Annotated in this window: 16 protein-coding genes; 9 read left to right on the top strand and 7 right to left on the bottom strand. The window is 60.6% G+C overall.

Annotated features, from left to right (window positions below; all coding sequences use genetic code 11):
* Positions 1-17 precede the first annotated feature (17 nt).
* The 6 genes from AB4P91_RS13110 to AB4P91_RS13135 form a co-directional block, all read right to left on the bottom strand.
* Complete coding sequence (locus AB4P91_RS13110) at positions 18-206, bottom strand: hypothetical protein (RefSeq protein WP_008079144.1); 189 nt, start codon at positions 204-206, stop codon at positions 18-20.
* Between the two features lie 393 nt (positions 207-599).
* Positions 600-1820 carry a beta-ketoacyl-ACP synthase I gene (fabB, locus tag AB4P91_RS13115; RefSeq protein ID WP_042560485.1) on the bottom strand — a complete coding sequence of 407 codons (1221 nt, stop codon included), beginning with the start codon at positions 1818-1820 and terminating at the stop codon, positions 600-602.
* 11 nt (positions 1821-1831) lie between these two features.
* Positions 1832-2347 (bottom strand): 3-hydroxyacyl-[acyl-carrier-protein] dehydratase FabA, encoded by a 516-nt coding sequence (gene fabA, locus AB4P91_RS13120; RefSeq protein WP_042560484.1) that lies wholly within the window; start codon positions 2345-2347, stop codon positions 1832-1834.
* 247 nt (positions 2348-2594) lie between these two features.
* Positions 2595-4499: a response regulator gene (locus AB4P91_RS13125; RefSeq protein WP_395604916.1), complete on the bottom strand. Its 1905-nt coding sequence runs from the start codon at positions 4497-4499 to the stop codon at positions 2595-2597.
* Positions 4496-5428, bottom strand: coding sequence for an ABC transporter substrate-binding protein (locus AB4P91_RS13130; protein ID WP_150592998.1), 933 nt, complete (start codon positions 5426-5428; stop codon positions 4496-4498). The genes AB4P91_RS13125 and AB4P91_RS13130 overlap by 4 nt, the downstream gene beginning before the upstream one ends.
* Position 5429: 1 nt before the next feature.
* The gene (locus AB4P91_RS13135) at positions 5430-7553 is read right to left on the bottom strand and encodes a TonB-dependent receptor plug domain-containing protein (protein ID WP_395604917.1); all 2124 of its coding nucleotides are present in this window, start codon (positions 7551-7553) and stop codon (positions 5430-5432) included.
* Between the two features lie 196 nt (positions 7554-7749).
* Here AB4P91_RS13135 and AB4P91_RS13140 point away from each other — a divergent pair, with 196 nt between their 5' ends.
* The 9 genes from AB4P91_RS13140 to AB4P91_RS13180 all read left to right on the top strand — a co-directional run bounded on the left by AB4P91_RS13140 (position 7750) and on the right by AB4P91_RS13180 (position 15830).
* Positions 7750-8775 carry an NAD(P)H-dependent glycerol-3-phosphate dehydrogenase gene (locus AB4P91_RS13140; RefSeq protein WP_042560480.1) on the top strand — a complete coding sequence of 342 codons (1026 nt, stop codon included), beginning with the start codon at positions 7750-7752 and terminating at the stop codon, positions 8773-8775.
* A gap of 30 nt (positions 8776-8805) precedes the next feature.
* Positions 8806-9153 carry a DUF4389 domain-containing protein gene (locus AB4P91_RS13145; RefSeq protein ID WP_150593000.1) on the top strand — a complete coding sequence of 116 codons (348 nt, stop codon included), beginning with the start codon at positions 8806-8808 and terminating at the stop codon, positions 9151-9153.
* On the top strand, positions 9150-9602 hold the full coding sequence (gene sixA, locus AB4P91_RS13150) for a phosphohistidine phosphatase SixA (RefSeq protein ID WP_150593001.1): 453 nt from the start codon (positions 9150-9152) through the stop codon (positions 9600-9602). The genes AB4P91_RS13145 and sixA overlap by 4 nt, the downstream gene beginning before the upstream one ends.
* 205 nt (positions 9603-9807) lie before the next feature.
* On the top strand, positions 9808-11463 hold the full coding sequence (locus AB4P91_RS13155; protein ID WP_395604918.1) for an AMP-binding protein: 1656 nt from the start codon (positions 9808-9810) through the stop codon (positions 11461-11463).
* 31 nt (positions 11464-11494) lie between these two features.
* Positions 11495-11938, top strand: a complete 444-nt coding sequence (locus AB4P91_RS13160; RefSeq protein WP_395604919.1) for a hotdog fold thioesterase — start codon at positions 11495-11497, stop codon at positions 11936-11938.
* A gap of 202 nt (positions 11939-12140) precedes the next feature.
* A complete protein-coding gene (locus AB4P91_RS13165) occupies positions 12141-12947 on the top strand; it encodes an alpha/beta fold hydrolase (RefSeq protein ID WP_150593003.1) in 807 nt (268 codons plus the stop codon).
* Positions 12944-13798 (top strand): alpha/beta hydrolase, encoded by an 855-nt coding sequence (locus AB4P91_RS13170; protein WP_150598194.1) that lies wholly within the window; start codon positions 12944-12946, stop codon positions 13796-13798. Before AB4P91_RS13165 ends, AB4P91_RS13170 begins: the two co-directional genes overlap by 4 nt.
* A 115-nt stretch (positions 13799-13913) precedes the next feature.
* Complete coding sequence (locus AB4P91_RS13175) at positions 13914-14720, top strand: DUF4892 domain-containing protein (protein WP_150593005.1); 807 nt, start codon at positions 13914-13916, stop codon at positions 14718-14720.
* A 69-nt stretch (positions 14721-14789) separates the two neighbouring features.
* Positions 14790-15830 carry an AI-2E family transporter gene (locus AB4P91_RS13180; protein ID WP_150686842.1) on the top strand — a complete coding sequence of 347 codons (1041 nt, stop codon included), beginning with the start codon at positions 14790-14792 and terminating at the stop codon, positions 15828-15830.
* Between the two features lie 379 nt (positions 15831-16209).
* On the opposite strand, the gene AB4P91_RS13185 is transcribed toward AB4P91_RS13180, so the two are convergent.
* Positions 16210-16422: a hypothetical protein gene (locus AB4P91_RS13185; protein ID WP_395604920.1), complete on the bottom strand. Its 213-nt coding sequence runs from the start codon at positions 16420-16422 to the stop codon at positions 16210-16212.
* Between the last annotated feature and the right edge of the window lie 104 nt (positions 16423-16526).

The raw sequence follows: 16526 nt of genomic DNA on the forward strand, positions 1-16526 counted from the left end.
TCAATGCTGTGGTTGATTCAGGCGGATCGTAAATCCCGTTGCTGCTCTTGCACTTCCAGTTCGGCCTTGTAGTTGTGGGCGTCAATCTCGTTGTGGAACATCCCGACCAGCAAGTCTTGTTGATGCACATCCCAGATCCGAATACCGGCGGCTACGCCTTCATGGGACATGTGTGAATCGTCGCGTTCAGTTACTTTTACAGTCATCTGCTAGCTCCAAATCTCAAGTTATCTGCAGCAAGGCGTGTGCAGGACTCTTTTATAGAATTTGTTAGGCAGCTAAGTAAACGGCTTATTCGCGCAAGGTGTTGTTGCGTTTTTTACAACAGTGCTGCAGGCCGCTGAATCCGCGACATTCGGTCGCAGGGCGATAAGTTTCATGACAGAAGTTTCATTTTCAGGGCATGCATAGAACCCTGTGGGAGCTGGCTTGCCAGCGATGACGTCGGCACAGCAAAGATCTTCGTTACCTGACACTCCGCTATCGCTGGCAAGCCAGCTCCCACAGGGATCAGCGGTGTCCCGGTTATTTTCTTCAAACGAAAAAAAACGCCCCAAACCAGTCGGGGCGTTTTTCAGGTGTGGCTCAAGCCTTGGGAATTACTTGCCTTCCCAGCGCTTCATCACCAGCGTGGCGTTGGTGCCGCCGAAGCCGAAGCTGTTGCTCATCACGGTGTTGATGGTGGCGTTTTCGCGAGTCTTGGTCAGAATCGGCATGTCAGCCACTTCCGGGTCCAGCTCGTCGATGTTGGCGGAACCGGCAATGAAGTTGCCTTCCATCATCAGCATGCAGTAGATCGCTTCGTGAACGCCCGCAGCGCCCAGGGAGTGACCGGACAGGCTCTTGGTCGAGCTGATCGCTGGAGCCTTGTCGCCGAACACTTCACGCACACCTTTCATTTCCGCGACGTCGCCGACCGGAGTCGAAGTGCCGTGGGTGTTCAGGTAGTCGATCGGGGTATCAACGGTGGACATCGCCATCTGCATGCAGCGGATCGCGCCTTCGCCACTTGGGGCAACCATGTCGTAGCCATCGGACGTCGCGCCGTAGCCAACGATTTCCGCGTAGATCTTCGCGCCACGGGCCAGAGCGTGTTCCAGCTCTTCAACCACGACCATGCCGCCACCACCGGCGATGACAAAACCGTCACGGTCGGCGTCGTAGGCACGGGAGGCCTGTTCCGGGGTGTCGTTACGCTTGCTGGACAAAGCGCCCATCGCGTCGAAGAGGAACGACTGGCTCCAATGCTCTTCTTCACCGCCACCGGCGAAGACGATGTCCTGCTTGCCCATCTGGATCTGTTCCATGGCGGTACCGATGCAGTGAGCACTGGTGGCGCAGGCAGATGCGATGGAGTAGTTCAGGCCCTTGATCTTGAATGGCGTGGCCAGGCAAGCGGAAACGGTGCTGCTCATGGTCCGCGTTACACGGTATGGGCCGACGCGCTTCACGCCTTTCTCGCGCAGGATGTCCAGCGCTTCCATCTGGTTCAGCGTGGAAGCACCGCCGGAGCCGGCGATCAGGCCGGTACGCGGGTTGGACACTTGCTCTTCGGTCAGGCCGGAGTCAGTGATCGCGTCTTTCATCGCCAGGTAGGCGTAAGCCGCGGCGTGGCCGACGAAGCGAAAGATCTTGCGATCGATCAGCTCTTCGAGGGGAAGGTCAATGGAGCCGGAAACCTGGCTACGCAGACCCATTTCGGCATATTCCGGGTTGAACCGGATGCCAGGGCGGCTTGCACGCAGGTTAGCGGAGACGGTCTCTTTGTCATTGCCCAGGCAAGAAACGATACCCAGACCAGTGATAACGACGCGGCGCATGCGGATAACCCTTAGAAGTTTTCAGTGGAGGTAAACACGCCGACCCGAAGGCCTTCGGCGGTGTAGATTTCGCGACCGTCCACAGAGACCGAACCGTCAGCGATAGCCAGGTTCAGCTTGCCCTTGAGGACGCGCTTGATTTGAATGTTATAGGTGACTTTCTTGGCGGTCGGCAGAACCTGGCCGAAGAATTTCACTTCGCCCGAACCCAGCGCGCGGCCGCGGCCCGGCAGACCTTGCCAGCCCAGGAAGAAACCAACCAGTTGCCACATGGCATCCAGGCCCAGGCAGCCCGGCATCACCGGATCGCCCTCGAAGTGGCAAGCGAAGAACCACAGGTCAGGGGTGATATCCAGCTCGGCGACCAATTCACCTTTGCCGTACTTGCCGCCTTCTTCGCTGATATGGGTGATGCGATCCACCATCAGCATGTTCGGGGCGGGCAGTTGCGCGTTACCTGGGCCGAACAGCTCACCGCGACTGCAGCGCAGCAGGTCTTCCCGAGTAAAGGCGTTTTGTTTGGTCATGCGAGCTCCTCAATAATCCCATGCGGCAGGTGGGGCAAATCTTCCCGACCGTTCGAAGCATTCATGCCTCGAACCGGCAGCCTACTCATAGACTATTGCGTTGTGGTGAAAGTCACAGCACCAAGGACATGAATGTACACTTGTGCACTGAAATTTTTAATCAAGCCTCTTTTGAGGCTCGTTCGGGTGCCTAAGACTGCCGCACTTTCGCTTTTCATGCCAGTCGCAGATGGTCGAAAAGCCGACACTAAGACACCCACCGCTGCAGAATCTGCTGCAGATCATTACGTTTGAACGGCTTGGCCAGATAATCGTTCATCCCCGCCGACAGACAGGTTTCCCGGTCCCCCTGCAAAGCATTGGCGGTCAGCGCGATGATCGGCACGTTGCCGCGTCCGGGCAGGTTGCGGATCTGTCGGGTGGCTTCATAGCCGTCGATGATCGGCAGGCGACAATCCATCAGAATCACTTCGAACTCACTGCCCTCGGCACTGCGCACGGCCTGAGCGCCATCGGTGGCGACACTGACAGTAAAGCCCAGACTGCGCAGCATCGCTTCAATAACCGTCTGATTGACCGGGTTGTCTTCAACCAGCAACACCGTGCGTCCAGCGCCCTGGCCGTCACCGTTCAACGCGCGCGGTGCGACCTGTTTTGGCAATGCCTGCTTATAAAGCGCCAACGGGATTTCCAGGGTGAACACCGACCCAAGACCTTCCTCACTCTGCGCTCGTAATGTGCCGCCCATGCGTTCGGCCAGTGTGCGGGCGATCGGCAGGCCCAGGCCGGTGCCGCCGTAGCGTCGCGAAATCGAGCTGTCGGCCTGCTGGAACGCGTTGAACATCAGCTCCAGGCTCTCGGAGGAAATGCCGATGCCACTGTCGCGCACCGAGCAGGTGAACCACAGCAATTCGTGATCCAGCGACTGCCACTGCGCCTCGATACTGACCCGGCCCTGTTCAGTGAATTTCAAGGCGTTGCCGACCAGGTTGACCAGAATCTGCCGGATCCGCGTCGGATCGCCCTGCACCTGCAAGCCGCGCATGTCTTCGGGGATCCGCAGGTTGAGCGCCAAGCCACGTTGCACTGCGCTGTGCTGGAACGACTGGGCGCACGCGCCGATCAGTTCGGCGAGGTTGAACGGAATGTGTTCCAGCTCAAGCTCCGAACGCTCGATGCGCGAGAAGTCGAGGATGTCGTTGATGACCTTGAGCAAGTGTTCAGTGGACTCCGAAGCGAGCGCGGCGTACTCGATCTGCTCCTCGGTCATGTCGGTGGTTTCCAGCAATTGCAGCATGCCGAGCACGCCATTCATGGGCGTGCGCAGTTCATGGCTCATCATCGCCAGGAAGTCGGATTTGGCGTTGTTGGCCTTTTCTGCTTCCTCGCGTGTCTGGATCAACTGTGCCATCGCCTGATGCTGTTCACGACTGGCCTGCTCCAGCGCCTGAGCGAGATTGTTGATGTGCTGCGACAGCGCGCCCAGTTCGGTGTCGTCGACGATCGGCAGCGGGGTTTTAAAGTCGCCATCCTGAATCGCCTTGACCGCGTCGCCGATATCGCGAATCGGCTGCGACAGGCTGCCGGCCAGACGCCGCGCCAGGACAAACGTAAAGAGCAGGGCGAACAGCGCCAGAATCCCGGCCTTGAGCAGAATCTCCTGCTGGCGCTGACTGAAGGCATCGTTGGACAGACCGACAATCACCCGCCCCAGATAATCCTCGCTGGCCGCGCCGCTGCTGATGTTGGCGTCCTGAAAAAAATCATTGTTGAGGGCAATCCGTTGCAACCGAACCGGCGCCTGGAACACTTCGACCTGATGCGGACGACTGTGGGAATCCGCAGGTTGTTCGACATACACCAGAATCCGGTTGGCGCTGTCCTGTACTTCAAGGAAGCGCACGTTGGGGGTTGCCAGCGTCGCTTTGAGCAGACTTTCCAACACGTCGTTGTTGCCGGAAATCACCCCGTATTCGGTGGCGGGCGCCAGTTGGTTGGCGATCAGTTGACCGGTGTGGTTCAGCTCCTGGCGCAAATCCTGAATGCGCACGAACGTGAAGAAACTGATCAGCAACAACGTCAGCAACAGCGCCGGGCCGAGGCTGATCAATTGGGTACGGGTGTTGATGTCCCAACGACGACGAAAATTCATGGGCGGCTTTCTCCTTCAGCCAACGCGCTGGCGACAGATGCTTCATTCAGCGGTTCGATACCCAAGGAACGAGCGACCTGGGCATTACTTGAGACCTTGAAACGTTCGGGATAGAGCGATCGCGGCCATTGGATCGGCGGCTGGTCGAGCAATCGGTCGAGAACGCTCAGCCAATCGCTCTGGTCGCTGTAAGTGCTGGCCAGGCTGCCGGCGCGCACGAACGCGGCATTTGGCCCGACCAGCGCCATTTGCCGGGAATAGCTGCTGAGCAGCAGATTTTTCGCGGTCTTCGGGTTGTACAGATCCGGATCATCCAGGCCCAGCAGCACGTCACTGTTTTTCAGCACGGCTTGCAGGGGGCGGCTGTCGTGAGTGTTGTCCCAGCGCTGGCTGACCACTTGCAGATTCAGCGGCTCGGCAGCCAGAAGCAGCTCTTTGAGGAGGAACTCGCTGTGTTCATCGAACAACACGCCAATCCGGCTCGCCTGAGGCAGGATGCGCCGGATCAATTGCAGCTGTCGGCTCAGCGGCGGATCACTCCAGAGCAAACTCAGGTGCGCCGGTTGCGCCGCGCCGAGGCGTTGTCGGGCTTGCAGACGGCTGAGGCGCAGCACCAGCGTCGCCGGGCCTTGAGGTTCTTGCAGGCGCCAGTCGAGGCTCGGCAGGTCGAGCAGAATCAGGCGCAGGCTGGCCGGCAATTTGCCTGGCGCGGGCAGACTGGCCAAGGGCTGGAAACGCACGTTGTCGGTGGGACGCAATTCGCTCAGCGCCTGTACGAACGCCTGCACGCCGGGGCTTTCTTCGGCGCCGGTCAACAGAATGTCGGCGGCCTGCACCGCCATGCCGTGCAGCCATGCGGTCAGAAACAGGCCAAGTCCGGCCAGCCAATGGCCGAGGGTCGGCGTCTTCCTTGACAGACCGTGGCGCATCCTAGAACTCCAGCTCGGCGCTGACATACATCACCCGGCGTTCGTCGTAATTGTTGTCGACGAACGTGGTGGGCTCGTGATCGAGGCGCTGCTGCAGCACGCCGGCCAGTTCCAGTTGGGCCTTGCCCAGCGTCATGCGTTTGGCGATTCGGGTGTCGACGCGCTCGAAGCGATAGCCGTTGAGCGCGTTGTCGCCGTAATAGAAGAGGGCGCTGTTCCAGCCATGGCCCCAATCGCGCAACCATCCGGCAGAACCGCTGTGACTGGCGGTGAATTGTTGATCCAGCGGGTTGCTCGCTTCGGCGTCGACGTAAGCGTAAGTGAAGCGCAAGCGGTCGACCGTGTTCACGCGCCAGTCGAGTTGGGTTTCGGTGCCGCGAAAACGTGAGCTGTTGGCGTTGCTGGCGATGTACTGATTGTTGCGCAGCGGTTCGCTGATCATCCCGGTGATCTCGTCGTAGAACAGTTTGACGTCGACCGCCAGACCCCACTCGGCGAAGTAGCCGTTGTAGCCCAGCTCTCGCGAGCGCATATGTTCCTGATCAAGATCGCCCGGGCCGCGTGTCTTGACGAAATAGCGCGCCGAAGACTTGCCGTACGCCGAAGGTCGCAATTTGCTGACCTGATAGCTCCAGTTGACGTTGTTCTCGAACATGTCCGGCGAGCGGATCGCCTCCGAGTACACCGCGCGCAGGCCGTGACGCGGGTTGATCAGGTAATTGATCGCGAAGCGTGGGGTCAGTGAACTGCCGATCAGTTGCGTGTCTTCGAACATTGCACCGCCCTGCAACAGCCAGTGGTCAGTGGCGCGCCACTCCAATTGGCCGAACGCACGCCATGTGGTGTCGTCCAGCGTGCCGTTGAAGTAGGTCTCGGAACTGGCGCGGTCGTAACGATAGTTCAGGCCGCTGACCAGACGCAGGCTGTCGGACAGGCTGAGGGTGTCTTGCAGTTCGAGGTCGTAGCGTGACTCGCGGGCGCTTTGGTCGATGTCGCCGCACAGGGTCTGACTGGCGCCGTTGCGCCACTGATCGAGCACTTGGTTGGCCAGCGCCATTTCCTGCGGCGTGCCGGGCGCTGCGCCTGGGCCGGTGAAGCGTGTGATGTTGCGCGCTAAACGTTCGGTGTAATTCGGGTTGAGCTGCCACAGCTGTGTCAGCTCCGGGCTGAAGGACACCTCGGCATCACAGGCGCGCCATACCTGCTGACGATCCCAGTGCTGCGCCGAACCTTGTACATAGAGACTGTGCTCGGGATTGATGTCGAGATTCCAGCGCACCGAGCCGGCATAGTCCTTGGCCACAACGTCGGAATTGTTACCGCTGTCAGTAATCCCCGAGAACACCGGGCGGTAGGTATAAGGCCGTTGATTGCTGCCGTCCTTCGCGTTGACCTGCCAGTCGAGGCTCTGGTTGTCATTCAGTGTGTGGCTGACCGCGAGGCTGAAGCGGTTCAAGCGGCGGCTGTCACGGTAATCGGCGCCCGTGCGATCGCTGTCGAAACCGTCATCCTCCTGGCCGGACAGCGACAGACGCAGATCACCGCCATTCCATCCGGTGCCCTGGCTGGCATAAAAGTCGTTGATGCCGCGCTGGCCGCGGGTGATTTTCAGCCGCGTGCCGTGGCTGTCGGCCGGGTGGCGCGTGATGATATTGACCACCGCCATCAGCGCGTTGGCGCCGTAGCTGACGGTGTTCGGGCCGCGAAAGACTTCGATGCGGTCGATGTCCTCCATGGCCACCGGAATATCGCTCCAGTCCACCGTGGCCAGACCTGCGCGGTACACCGAGCGGCCGTCGATCAATACCTGCATGCGCCGCGCTTCGCTGGCGTTGGTGCCGTGGTAATTGACCGCCGCCTGATTGCCGCTGATGTTGCCGACCATCATGCCCGGCACCAGGCGCAGCAGTTCGCTGATGTCGCGGGCGCCACTGGCGCTGATCAGTTCGCTGTCGAGTACGGTCATGCTCCCCGGCACTTCCGCTGGCGTCTGTTTTAGCCGAGTGGCCGTCAGTACCTGCGGCAGCGCCTGGCTGTCCATGAACAGGTCGTCCGCCAGCAACATTGGGCTGAACAACAGCGCCAGCAGCAGGGAAGAACGCGGTGGGGGAGGAGCGAAAAACACGACGCGGCCTATCGAACGAAGAATTGGCGCGCATGTTAACCGAGGACAGCGACTTTTCCAGTTACGTTGCGGGCATTTTCCCAGGTTTTGTGGGTCTTCTTCCTATAACGGTCGGTTATTGACGCAGGGGCTGGCCGCGACCGGGTCGCCCCGTATAATGCCGCCATCGCCATTGGTATGGATTAACGGATTGCATATGACTGAGCAGCGCCCGATTGCGGTCCTGGGAGGCGGAAGTTTTGGTACCGCCGTGGCCAATTTATTGGCCGAGAACGGCCATCAAGTCCTGCAGTGGATGCGTGACCCCGAGCAGGCCGAGGCCATCCGGGTCAATCGCGAAAATCCGCGTTACCTCAAAGGCATCAAGATTCTGCCGGGAGTGACGGCGGTCACCGACTTGCAGCAGACCCTCGACGCCTGCGATCTGTGCTTTGTCGCGCTGCCGTCCAGCGCACTGCGCACAGTGCTCGCCGCGCATGCCGAGCGCCTGAGCGGCAAGATGCTGGTCAGCCTGACCAAAGGCATCGAAGCCCAGACCTTCAAGCTGATGAGCCAGATCCTCGAAGAGATTGCCCCGCAGGCGCGCATCGGCGTGCTGTCCGGGCCGAATCTGGCGCGGGAAATCGCCGAGCATGCGCTGACGGCCACGGTGGTCGCCAGTGAAGACGAAGAACTGTGCAAACAGGTGCAGGCCGCGCTGCATGGCCGCACCTTTCGTGTTTATGCCAGCGCCGACCGTTTTGGTGTCGAACTGGGCGGGGCGTTGAAAAACGTTTACGCGATCATCGCCGGCATGGCGGTGGCGCTGGAAATGGGCGAGAACACCAAGAGCATGCTGATCACCCGCGCCTTGGCCGAGATGACCCGGTTTGCGGTGAATCAGGGCGCCAACCCGATGACCTTCCTCGGTCTGGCGGGTGTTGGCGATCTGATCGTCACGTGCTCGTCGCCGAAAAGCCGCAACTATCAGGTCGGATTCGCCCTCGGCCAGGGCCTGAGCCTTGAAGAAGCGGTATCGCGCCTCGGCGAAGTCGCTGAAGGGGTCAATACCTTGAAGGTGCTGAAAGCCAAGTCCCAGGAAGTCGGCGTCTACATGCCGTTGGTCGCAGGCTTGCACGCGATCCTGTTCGAGGGGCGCACGCTGGAACAGGTCATCGAGCTGTTGATGCGGGCCGAGCCGAAAACCGACGTCGACTTTATTTCCACCAGTGGTTTCAACTGACTGCTGTTATTCACGGGTAGGGAGCTGAACATGAACGAATCAAAATCCGAAGCCAGGTACGAATCCATCCTCCTGCGGGTGTTGTGGATGATCGTCTACCTGCTGGTCTGGCAAGTGGCGCAGTTTATTCTCGGCGCAGTGGTGCTGGTGCAACTGATCTATCGTTTGATCTATGGCGCACCGAGCGCCAGCCTGATGAACTTCGGCGACAGCCTGAGCCAGTTTCTGGCGCAGATCGGCCGCTTCGGCAGTTTTCACAGCGATCAGAAGCCTTGGCCGTTTGCCGACTGGCCAGCGCCGCGTACGCCCGAAGGTGAGGCGCCACATACCGTGCCGCCAGCACCGCACCCGGTTCGCGATGAGGAACCCAAACTATGAAACTCTGGGTATTGCGTCACGGTGAGGCCGTGCCTTATGGCTCGTGCCCCGACTCCGAACGGGAACTGACCGAGCATGGCCGTGAAGAAGCATTGCGCAGCGCTGCGCAGTTGATCGGGCAACCGATCACCGCGATCTACGCCAGCCCGTACCTGCGCGCGCAACAGACCGCGCAGATTGTCCGCGAGGCACTGGGCTTCGAGCCCGAGATCCGCACGGTCGAGTGGCTGACGCCGGAGGTCGATCCGGACAAAGTCACCGATCAGCTGGTTTCGGTGAGCAATGCGCTGCTGGTCAGTCACAACCCACTGGTGGGCAATTTGCTCAGCTATCTGCAGCACGGCGCCGGGTATCCGCCGGAGAAGGTCGGCACGGCGGGGCTGGCTGAACTTGAGAGTGCTGAACTGCTGATTGGCTCGATGACCCTCAACAGCCTCAAGCATCCCTGAAACCGAGTCGCCTTCATCGCCGGCAAGCCAGCTCCCACAGGATCTTTTGCGTATTCAAATTGCAGGATCACCCTGAACCTGTGGGCGCTGGCTTGCCAGCGATGGGGCCTTCAAATCTTATGAAATTATTTGTGTGAATTTTCCAACCAAGCACTTGCTTGGTTGACTACGCTTGCTCCAGACCTAAAAAACAGGAGCGAGTCGCATGTCTGCCGCATTCCGTTTGCCGCTGGACGTGTTTTACGAACGTGAAGCCCGGCATCCGCGCCAGCGCTTTCTCGTGCAGCCCATCGGTGGTGGCCAGGTCGAGACGCTGACCTGGGCCGACGTCGGCCATCAGGCTCGCTGCGCCGCACACTGGCTGCGTGCACGGGAGTTGCCGCTAGGCAGTCATATCGCCCTGATCTCGAAAAACTGCGCGCACTGGATCATCGCCGACCTGGCCATCTGGATGGCCGGGCACGTTTCAGTGCCGCTGTATCCCAACCTGACGGCCGACTCCGTCGCACAAGTGCTCAATCACTCGGAGTGCGTGCTCGCCTTTATCGGCAAACTTGATGACTGGCCGAGCATGTCGACAGGCGTCCCAACGGGCTTGCCGACCATCAGCCTGCCGCTGCATCCGCCCGGCGATTTCGATTTCAGCTGGGCTGAGTTGCAACGCAGTTCGCCGATCCAGGACGACCCACGTCCCGCCGCCGAGCAACTGGCGACCATCATTTACACCTCCGGCACCACTGGCCTGCCCAAAGGCGTGATGCACAGTTTTGCCAATCTGGGGTTCGCCACCAGCCGTGGCACGCAGCTGTTCGGGCTCAATGAGAACGATCGGCTGCTGTCGTACCTGCCGTTGTGCCACGTCGCCGAGCGCATGTTCGTTGAAATGGCTTCGATTTATACCGGGCAGACCGTGTTCTTTGCCGAAAGCCTCGACACCTTCATCACCGATCTGAAGCGGGCGCGGCCGACGGCAATGTTCGGGGTGCCGCGGATCTGGACCAAATTTCAGATGGGCGTCTACAGCAAGATCCCGGCGAAACGTTTGGACTGGCTGCTCGGTCTGCCCTTCATCGGTAAGCGGGTCGGGCACAAAGTGTTGGCGGGCCTGGGGCTGGACGCTTTGCGCGTGGCTCTTTCCGGTGCAGCACCTGTGCCACAGACGTTGCTCGCCTGGTATCAGAAACTCGGCCTCGATGTGCTGGAGGTCTACGGCATGACTGAGGGTTGCGGTTACTCGCACATCTGTTTGCCCGGCGAATACAAACAGGGCTGGATCGGCAAACCGTGCCCGGATGTCGAGGTGCGCATCGATGCATCCGGCGAGGTCCAGGTGCGCAGTCAGGCGAACATGCTTGGCTATTTCAAGGAGCCGCAGAAAACTGCTGAGACCCTGACCGCAGACGGCTTTCTGCGCACTGGCGACAAGGGCGAACAGGATGCCGAAGGGCGCTTGCGCCTGACCGGGCGACTGAAGGAAATCTTCAAGACCAGCAAAGGTAAATACGTCGCCCCGGCGCCGATCGAAAACCGTTTGGCAGTGCACTCGCGCATCGAGCAGGTGTGTGTGGTCGGTGATGGTTTGAGTGCGCCGCTGGGCCTGTGCGTGCTCTCGAGCGTCAATCAGGAAGAGCCACGAGCGAGCCTGCATTCGAGCCTGGAAAAGCTGCTGGAGGAGGTCAACGCCGTGCTCGACAAGCACGAGCAACTGCGCCGGCTGGTGGTGGTCAAGGACAGCTGGGCGGTGGAAAACGGCTTCCTTACACCCACCCTGAAGATCAAACGCAACGTCATCGAAGACACCTACGGCGCACGTTTCGAAGAATGGAGCGCGCGCAGCGAGGCGGTGCTGTGGCAGGATTGAGCGACGACTAAAACAACAAAGGAAGTCTGCGATGAGCTTGTGGCGTAATACTCCCGACATCGAGCAGTTGAACGCGATTCAGAAAAACACCATCGGCGAAGTGCTCGACATCCGTTTCGAAGCGTTCGACGAAGAGTCGCTGACCGCGAGCATGGTCATCGACCACCGCACGCATCAGCCTTATGGCTTGCTGCACGGCGGCGCGTCGGTGGTGCTGGCGGAAACCGTCGGTTCAATGGCCAGCTATTTGTGCATCGATGCCAGCAAGTTTTATTGCGTGGGGCTTGAGATCAACGCCAACCATTTGCGCGGCCTGCGCAGTGGCCGGGTGACAGCGGTGGCCAAGCCGATTCACATCGGTCGCACCACGCATGTCTGGGATATCCGCCTGACCAGCGACGAGGGCAAGGCCAGTTGTGTGTCGCGGTTGACCATGGCGGTAGTGCCGCTGGGTGAGCAGCCGCCAGCACGATGACATCGAAAAAAGCCCCTCATTCTGGCCCTCTCGACACGTCGGACCGTCCAGAGGGAGAGGGCTGGTGAGGGGGGGGGGCGATCTCCCTGACACACCGCAACCCTGACCAGACTGTCACCCTTCCTGGCAGTTACGGTCATTGCCGCCGAACGCGGTCTTACGGACAATCAACGCCACGTTTCCCGCTCATGGATTTGCCCGCATGTCGCAACCGATCTTTTTCGCCCACGCCAACGGGTTTCCCTCGGGCACCTACGGCAAGCTGTTCGCGGCGCTGGCGCCCGAGTATCGGGTCGCGCATCTGGAGCAGCACGCTCACGACCCGCGTTTTCCGGCGGATGACAACTGGTACAACCTTGTCGACGAATTGATCCACCATTTGCAGCAGCAAGATCAGCCCGTGTGGGGCGTCGGTCACTCCTTTGGCGGTGTGCTGCACCTGCATGCGGCGTTGCGTTGCCCGGAGTTGTATCGCGGTGTAGTGATGCTCGATTCGCCGGTGCTGACTCGCACCGACCAATGGGTGATCCGCGCGGCCAAGCGCTTCGGTTTCATCGACAGACTGACCCCGGCCGGCCGCACCCTTGGCCGACGTGAAGAATTTACCGACCTCGCCAGCGCGCGCAGCTATTTCGCCGGCAAGAGCCTGTTTCGCGGGTTCGACCCGGAATGCTTCGATGCCTACCTGCAACATGGCTTGCACCAGGTGGGCGACAAACTGCGCCTGCGCTTCGACCCGGCCACCGAAATCAGCATTTATCGCGGCGTGCCGCACACCAGCCCCGGCCGCACCCGCCAGTTGCAGGTGCCGCTGGCGGTGGTGCGTGGGCACACCAGCCGGGTGGTCATGCGACATCACACGCGCTTCGTTTCGCGGCTTGCCCAAGGTGAGGCGCTGAGCATGCCCGGTGGGCACATGTTTCCCCTTGAGCGTCCGCAGGACACGGCACGCTTGCTGAAAAACCTGTTTAGCCGCTGGGAAAACCGTCAGGACAAGGATTGCGCATGAGCCCGACCTTCGAAGAAGTGCGCCTGAGCCTGCCGCACATCGAACTGGCCGCGCATATGTTCGGCCCCGAGGACGGTGTGCCGGTCATCGCCTTGCATGGCTGGCTCGACAACGCCAACAGCTTTGCCCGTCTCGCGCCGAAGCTCAAAGGCCTGCGCATTATCGCGCTGGACATGGCTGGGCACGGGCACTCCGGGCATCGGCCGCACGGCGCCGGGTATGCGCTGTGGGACTACGCCCACGACGTACTGCAAGTCGCCGAGCAACTGGGCTGGAAGCGTTTCGGCCTGCTCGGGCATTCCATGGGCGCGATTGTTTCCATGGTGCTGGCGGGATCGTTGCCGGATCGGATCACTCATCTGGCGTTGATCGATGGGGTGATTCCTCCTACAGACAAGGGCGAAAACGCTGCCGAGCGCATGGGCATGGCCCTGCAGGCGCAACTGGATCTGCGCGAGAAGCGCAAACCGGTCTACACCACCCTCGACCGTGCCATCGAGGCGCGGATGAAAGGCCTGGTCGCGGTCAGTCGGGAGGCCGCAGAATTGCTGGCCCAGCGCGGCTTGATGCCAGTGCCCGGCGGTTACACCTGGCGCACCGACAATCGCCTGACCCTGCCATCGCCGCTGCGCCTGACGCAGGAGCAGGCGATGGCCTTCGTCCAGCGCATCGGTTGCCCGGCGCAATTGGTGGTCGCGGCGGACGGCATGCTGGCCAAACATCCGGAGCTGCTGGAGCGTCTACCCTTTAGCCGGGAACAACTGCCCGGCGGGCACCATTTGCACCTGAACGACGAGGCCGGTGCGGATCTTGTCGCAGACTGTTTCAATCGGTTCTTCGCCATTCCTTGACTTGCACCGGGCAACTGTCGAGGCTGGGCGGGTTGAAATGGGAGACAACCACGATGGATTTCTATACCGCTACGACCCCGATCCGCCAAGCCATGCCGATCCGATGAGCCTGACTATGCGATCACTCAGTCTGTTGGCGCTGTGCTGCTTCAGTTCCATTTCGTTCGCCGCCGATGTGCCGGGCAGTCAGGATCTGCAGATCGTGCCGCGACTGGCCGACGCGCAAATCGTCGACTATCGCCCTCCGGCAGAGCAGGAGCGGATTTACCCCTTGGGCTCGATCCGCAAGATCAGCGGCCAGTTGCGCTTTGACGGCCAGGTCACTGCCCGTGGCCAGACCACCTCGGTCACTTATGAGTTGCCTCCCGAACACGCCGCCACCGAAGCCTTCACCGCCGCCCGCGAGGCCCTGCAAAAGCAGGACGCCGAGTTGCTGTTCTGGTGCCAGGCCCGCGACTGCGGCGAAAGCAGCCTGTGGGCCAACGAAGTGTTCGGCAACGCCAAACTGTACGGTTCCGACGAGCAACAGGCGTACCTGTTGCTGAGGCTGGCCGCGCCGCGCGATAACACGCTGGTGGCGCTCTACAGCATCACGCGCGGCAATCGCAAAGCCTATCTGCATGTCGAACAGTTCGAAGCGGCTGCGCCGCTGGGTGAGCTGCTGCCGACCTCAGCGACCCTGTTGCGCCAGCTCAAGAGCACCGGTGAGCTGGATTTCCCCAAACTCGTCAATGACCCTGATGACACGTGGTTGCGCCTGATTTCCCGTGCACTGAATCTCGATACCACGCAGCGAGTGACAGTGTCCGGGCCGAAAGCCGAGGTCTGGCGCCAGGCATTGATCAATCAGGGCGTGCGCGCGGCGCGGATGGAAACCGGCAATGTCGATGGCGTTGGTTTGCGCATTGATCTGTTGCGATAAGCTGCATCGGGCGAGCGCGCGCGGCGTGTTCGCCTACTCTTTGCCTGACTGACTTTTTCGAGACCTTACATGCTCAATAACGATCGACTGCTGGTGCAGATCCTGCTGCTGGTGTTGTTTGGCGCCAGCCTGTGGGTGATGGCGCCGTTCTGGTCGGCGCTGTTCTGGGGCGCAGTACTGGCGTTTGCCAGTTGGCCGCTGATGCGTCTGTTGACCCGGCTGCTCAATGGCCGTGAATCGCTGGCGGCGGCGATTCTGACCCTGGGCTGGATGTTGCTGGTGGCGGTACCGCTGGTCTGGCTGGGCTTCAACCTGGCCGATCACGTGCGTGACGCGACGGCGTTCATCAAGGATGTGCAGGTCGACGGTTTGCCGGAGGCGCCGACCTGGCTCGGCAGTGTGCCGCTTGTGGGCGAACGGCTGGTCGGCATCTGGGACAGCATCGATCAGCAGGGCGCCGCGTTGATGGTGTCGATCAAGCCTTATCTGGGGCAGGTCGGTAACTGGTTGCTGGCGCGCAGTGCGCAGATCGGCGGCGGGATTCTCGAACTGTCACTGAGCATTGTCTTTGTGTTCTTTTTCTATCGCGACGGGCCGCGTCTTGCGGCGTTCGTGCACGGTTTGCTGGAGCGTTTGATTGGCGATCGCGCCGGGTACTACATCGAACTGGTTGCCGGCACGGTGCAGCGGGTGGTCAACGGGGTGATCGGCACGGCAGCGGCGCAGGCGGTTCTGGCGTTGATCGGGTTTCTGATTGCCGGGGTGCCGGGGGCCTTGGTGCTGGGTATCGTCACGTTTCTGCTGAGTCTGATTCCGATGGGGCCACCATTGGTGTGGGTGCCGGCCACTGCCTGGCTGGCCTGGAAGGGCGAGTATGGGATGGCGGTGTTCTTGGGAATCTGGGGGGCATTGATCATCAGTGGCGTGGATAACGTGCTCAAGCCGTATCTGATTAGCCGAGGCGGGAATTTGCCATTGGTGATCGTGTTGCTTGGGGTGTTTGGCGGGTTGATTGCGTTCGGGTTTATCGGGTTGTTTATCGGGCCAACGCTTTTGGCGGTGGCTTATAGTTTGTTGACGGATTGGAGTAAGAGTCAGGCTCGGGTTTAGGGTCGCTTTGAGGTGTGTATATCCGTTTTTGTGGTGATGGCCGATTAGGGTTCCGCCCTTACGGCGGGTCACTTTGGCAAACGCCGGAGTGCTGGCCCAGCCCAAAGTAACCAAAAGCTCTGTGCCCTGACCTTGCCCAATCACCTCAATCAGTCCCCTCTCCCTCCGGGAGAGGGCTAGGGTGAGGGGCTCTTGATCTTGCTTTTGATCTTGCTTCGGCTTTTGATCTTTTGCCCCATCGGCAGGCCGAGCGAAGGTGGTCATCAGGGGGGAGGCGCGCAGCGGTGCGGCGAAGCCGCATACATCGAGAGGAGATGCAGCGAAGCCAACCGCAGGCGACTGCCCCCGGATGGACACCGTAGCGAGGGAACACTGAGCCTCAGCGAAGTGCCGTACGCCGGGGAAAGCCTTTTGGTTTCTTCTTGGCGTTTGAAAAAGGGACTCGCTGTAAATCGAAACCGCCAGCGGCAGCACCCGCAGTAACGGATATGCTGGCGAACAGGTCTTTCTGCAGTGGCTGGCTGCGGGCGTTTTGCGTGGCGGTGCTGTGGGTGCTGGTATAGCTCGTGTAGTTGCTGACGCTACCGATCATCGGGCTCACACCTTGGGCAGGTACGCAGTTGTGTGTACACCCGAAAAAATGTGGGAGCGAGCTTGCTCGCGAAGAGGCCAGTACATTCAACATTGATGTTGAAA

This window comes from Pseudomonas sp. B21128 (assembly GCF_044218865.1).
Classification (GTDB): domain Bacteria; phylum Pseudomonadota; class Gammaproteobacteria; order Pseudomonadales; family Pseudomonadaceae; genus Aquipseudomonas; species Aquipseudomonas iridis.

Excerpts from the sequence above, each read along its gene's own strand:
- AB4P91_RS13130 (WP_150592998.1), bottom strand. The coding sequence starts at position 5,428 with ATGCGCCACGGTCTGTCAAGGAAGACGCCGACCCTCGGCCATTGGCTG.
- AB4P91_RS13165 (WP_150593003.1), top strand. The coding sequence starts at position 12,141 with ATGTCGCAACCGATCTTTTTCGCCCACGCCAACGGGTTTCCCTCGGGC.
- AB4P91_RS13180 (WP_150686842.1), top strand. The coding sequence starts at position 14,790 with ATGCTCAATAACGATCGACTGCTGGTGCAGATCCTGCTGCTGGTGTTG.
- AB4P91_RS13170 (WP_150598194.1), top strand. The coding sequence starts at position 12,944 with ATGAGCCCGACCTTCGAAGAAGTGCGCCTGAGCCTGCCGCACATCGAA.
- AB4P91_RS13160 (WP_395604919.1), top strand. The coding sequence starts at position 11,495 with ATGAGCTTGTGGCGTAATACTCCCGACATCGAGCAGTTGAACGCGATT.
- fabA (WP_042560484.1), bottom strand. The coding sequence starts at position 2,347 with ATGACCAAACAAAACGCCTTTACTCGGGAAGACCTGCTGCGCTGCAGT.
- AB4P91_RS13110 (WP_008079144.1), bottom strand. The coding sequence starts at position 206 with ATGACTGTAAAAGTAACTGAACGCGACGATTCACACATGTCCCATGAA.
- AB4P91_RS13145 (WP_150593000.1), top strand. The coding sequence starts at position 8,806 with ATGAACGAATCAAAATCCGAAGCCAGGTACGAATCCATCCTCCTGCGG.
- AB4P91_RS13175 (WP_150593005.1), top strand. The coding sequence starts at position 13,914 with ATGCGATCACTCAGTCTGTTGGCGCTGTGCTGCTTCAGTTCCATTTCG.
- AB4P91_RS13125 (WP_395604916.1), bottom strand. The coding sequence starts at position 4,499 with ATGAATTTTCGTCGTCGTTGGGACATCAACACCCGTACCCAATTGATC.
- fabB (WP_042560485.1), bottom strand. The coding sequence starts at position 1,820 with ATGCGCCGCGTCGTTATCACTGGTCTGGGTATCGTTTCTTGCCTGGGC.
- AB4P91_RS13185 (WP_395604920.1), bottom strand. The coding sequence starts at position 16,422 with ATGATCGGTAGCGTCAGCAACTACACGAGCTATACCAGCACCCACAGC.
- sixA (WP_150593001.1), top strand. The coding sequence starts at position 9,150 with ATGAAACTCTGGGTATTGCGTCACGGTGAGGCCGTGCCTTATGGCTCG.
- AB4P91_RS13155 (WP_395604918.1), top strand. The coding sequence starts at position 9,808 with ATGTCTGCCGCATTCCGTTTGCCGCTGGACGTGTTTTACGAACGTGAA.
- AB4P91_RS13140 (WP_042560480.1), top strand. The coding sequence starts at position 7,750 with ATGACTGAGCAGCGCCCGATTGCGGTCCTGGGAGGCGGAAGTTTTGGT.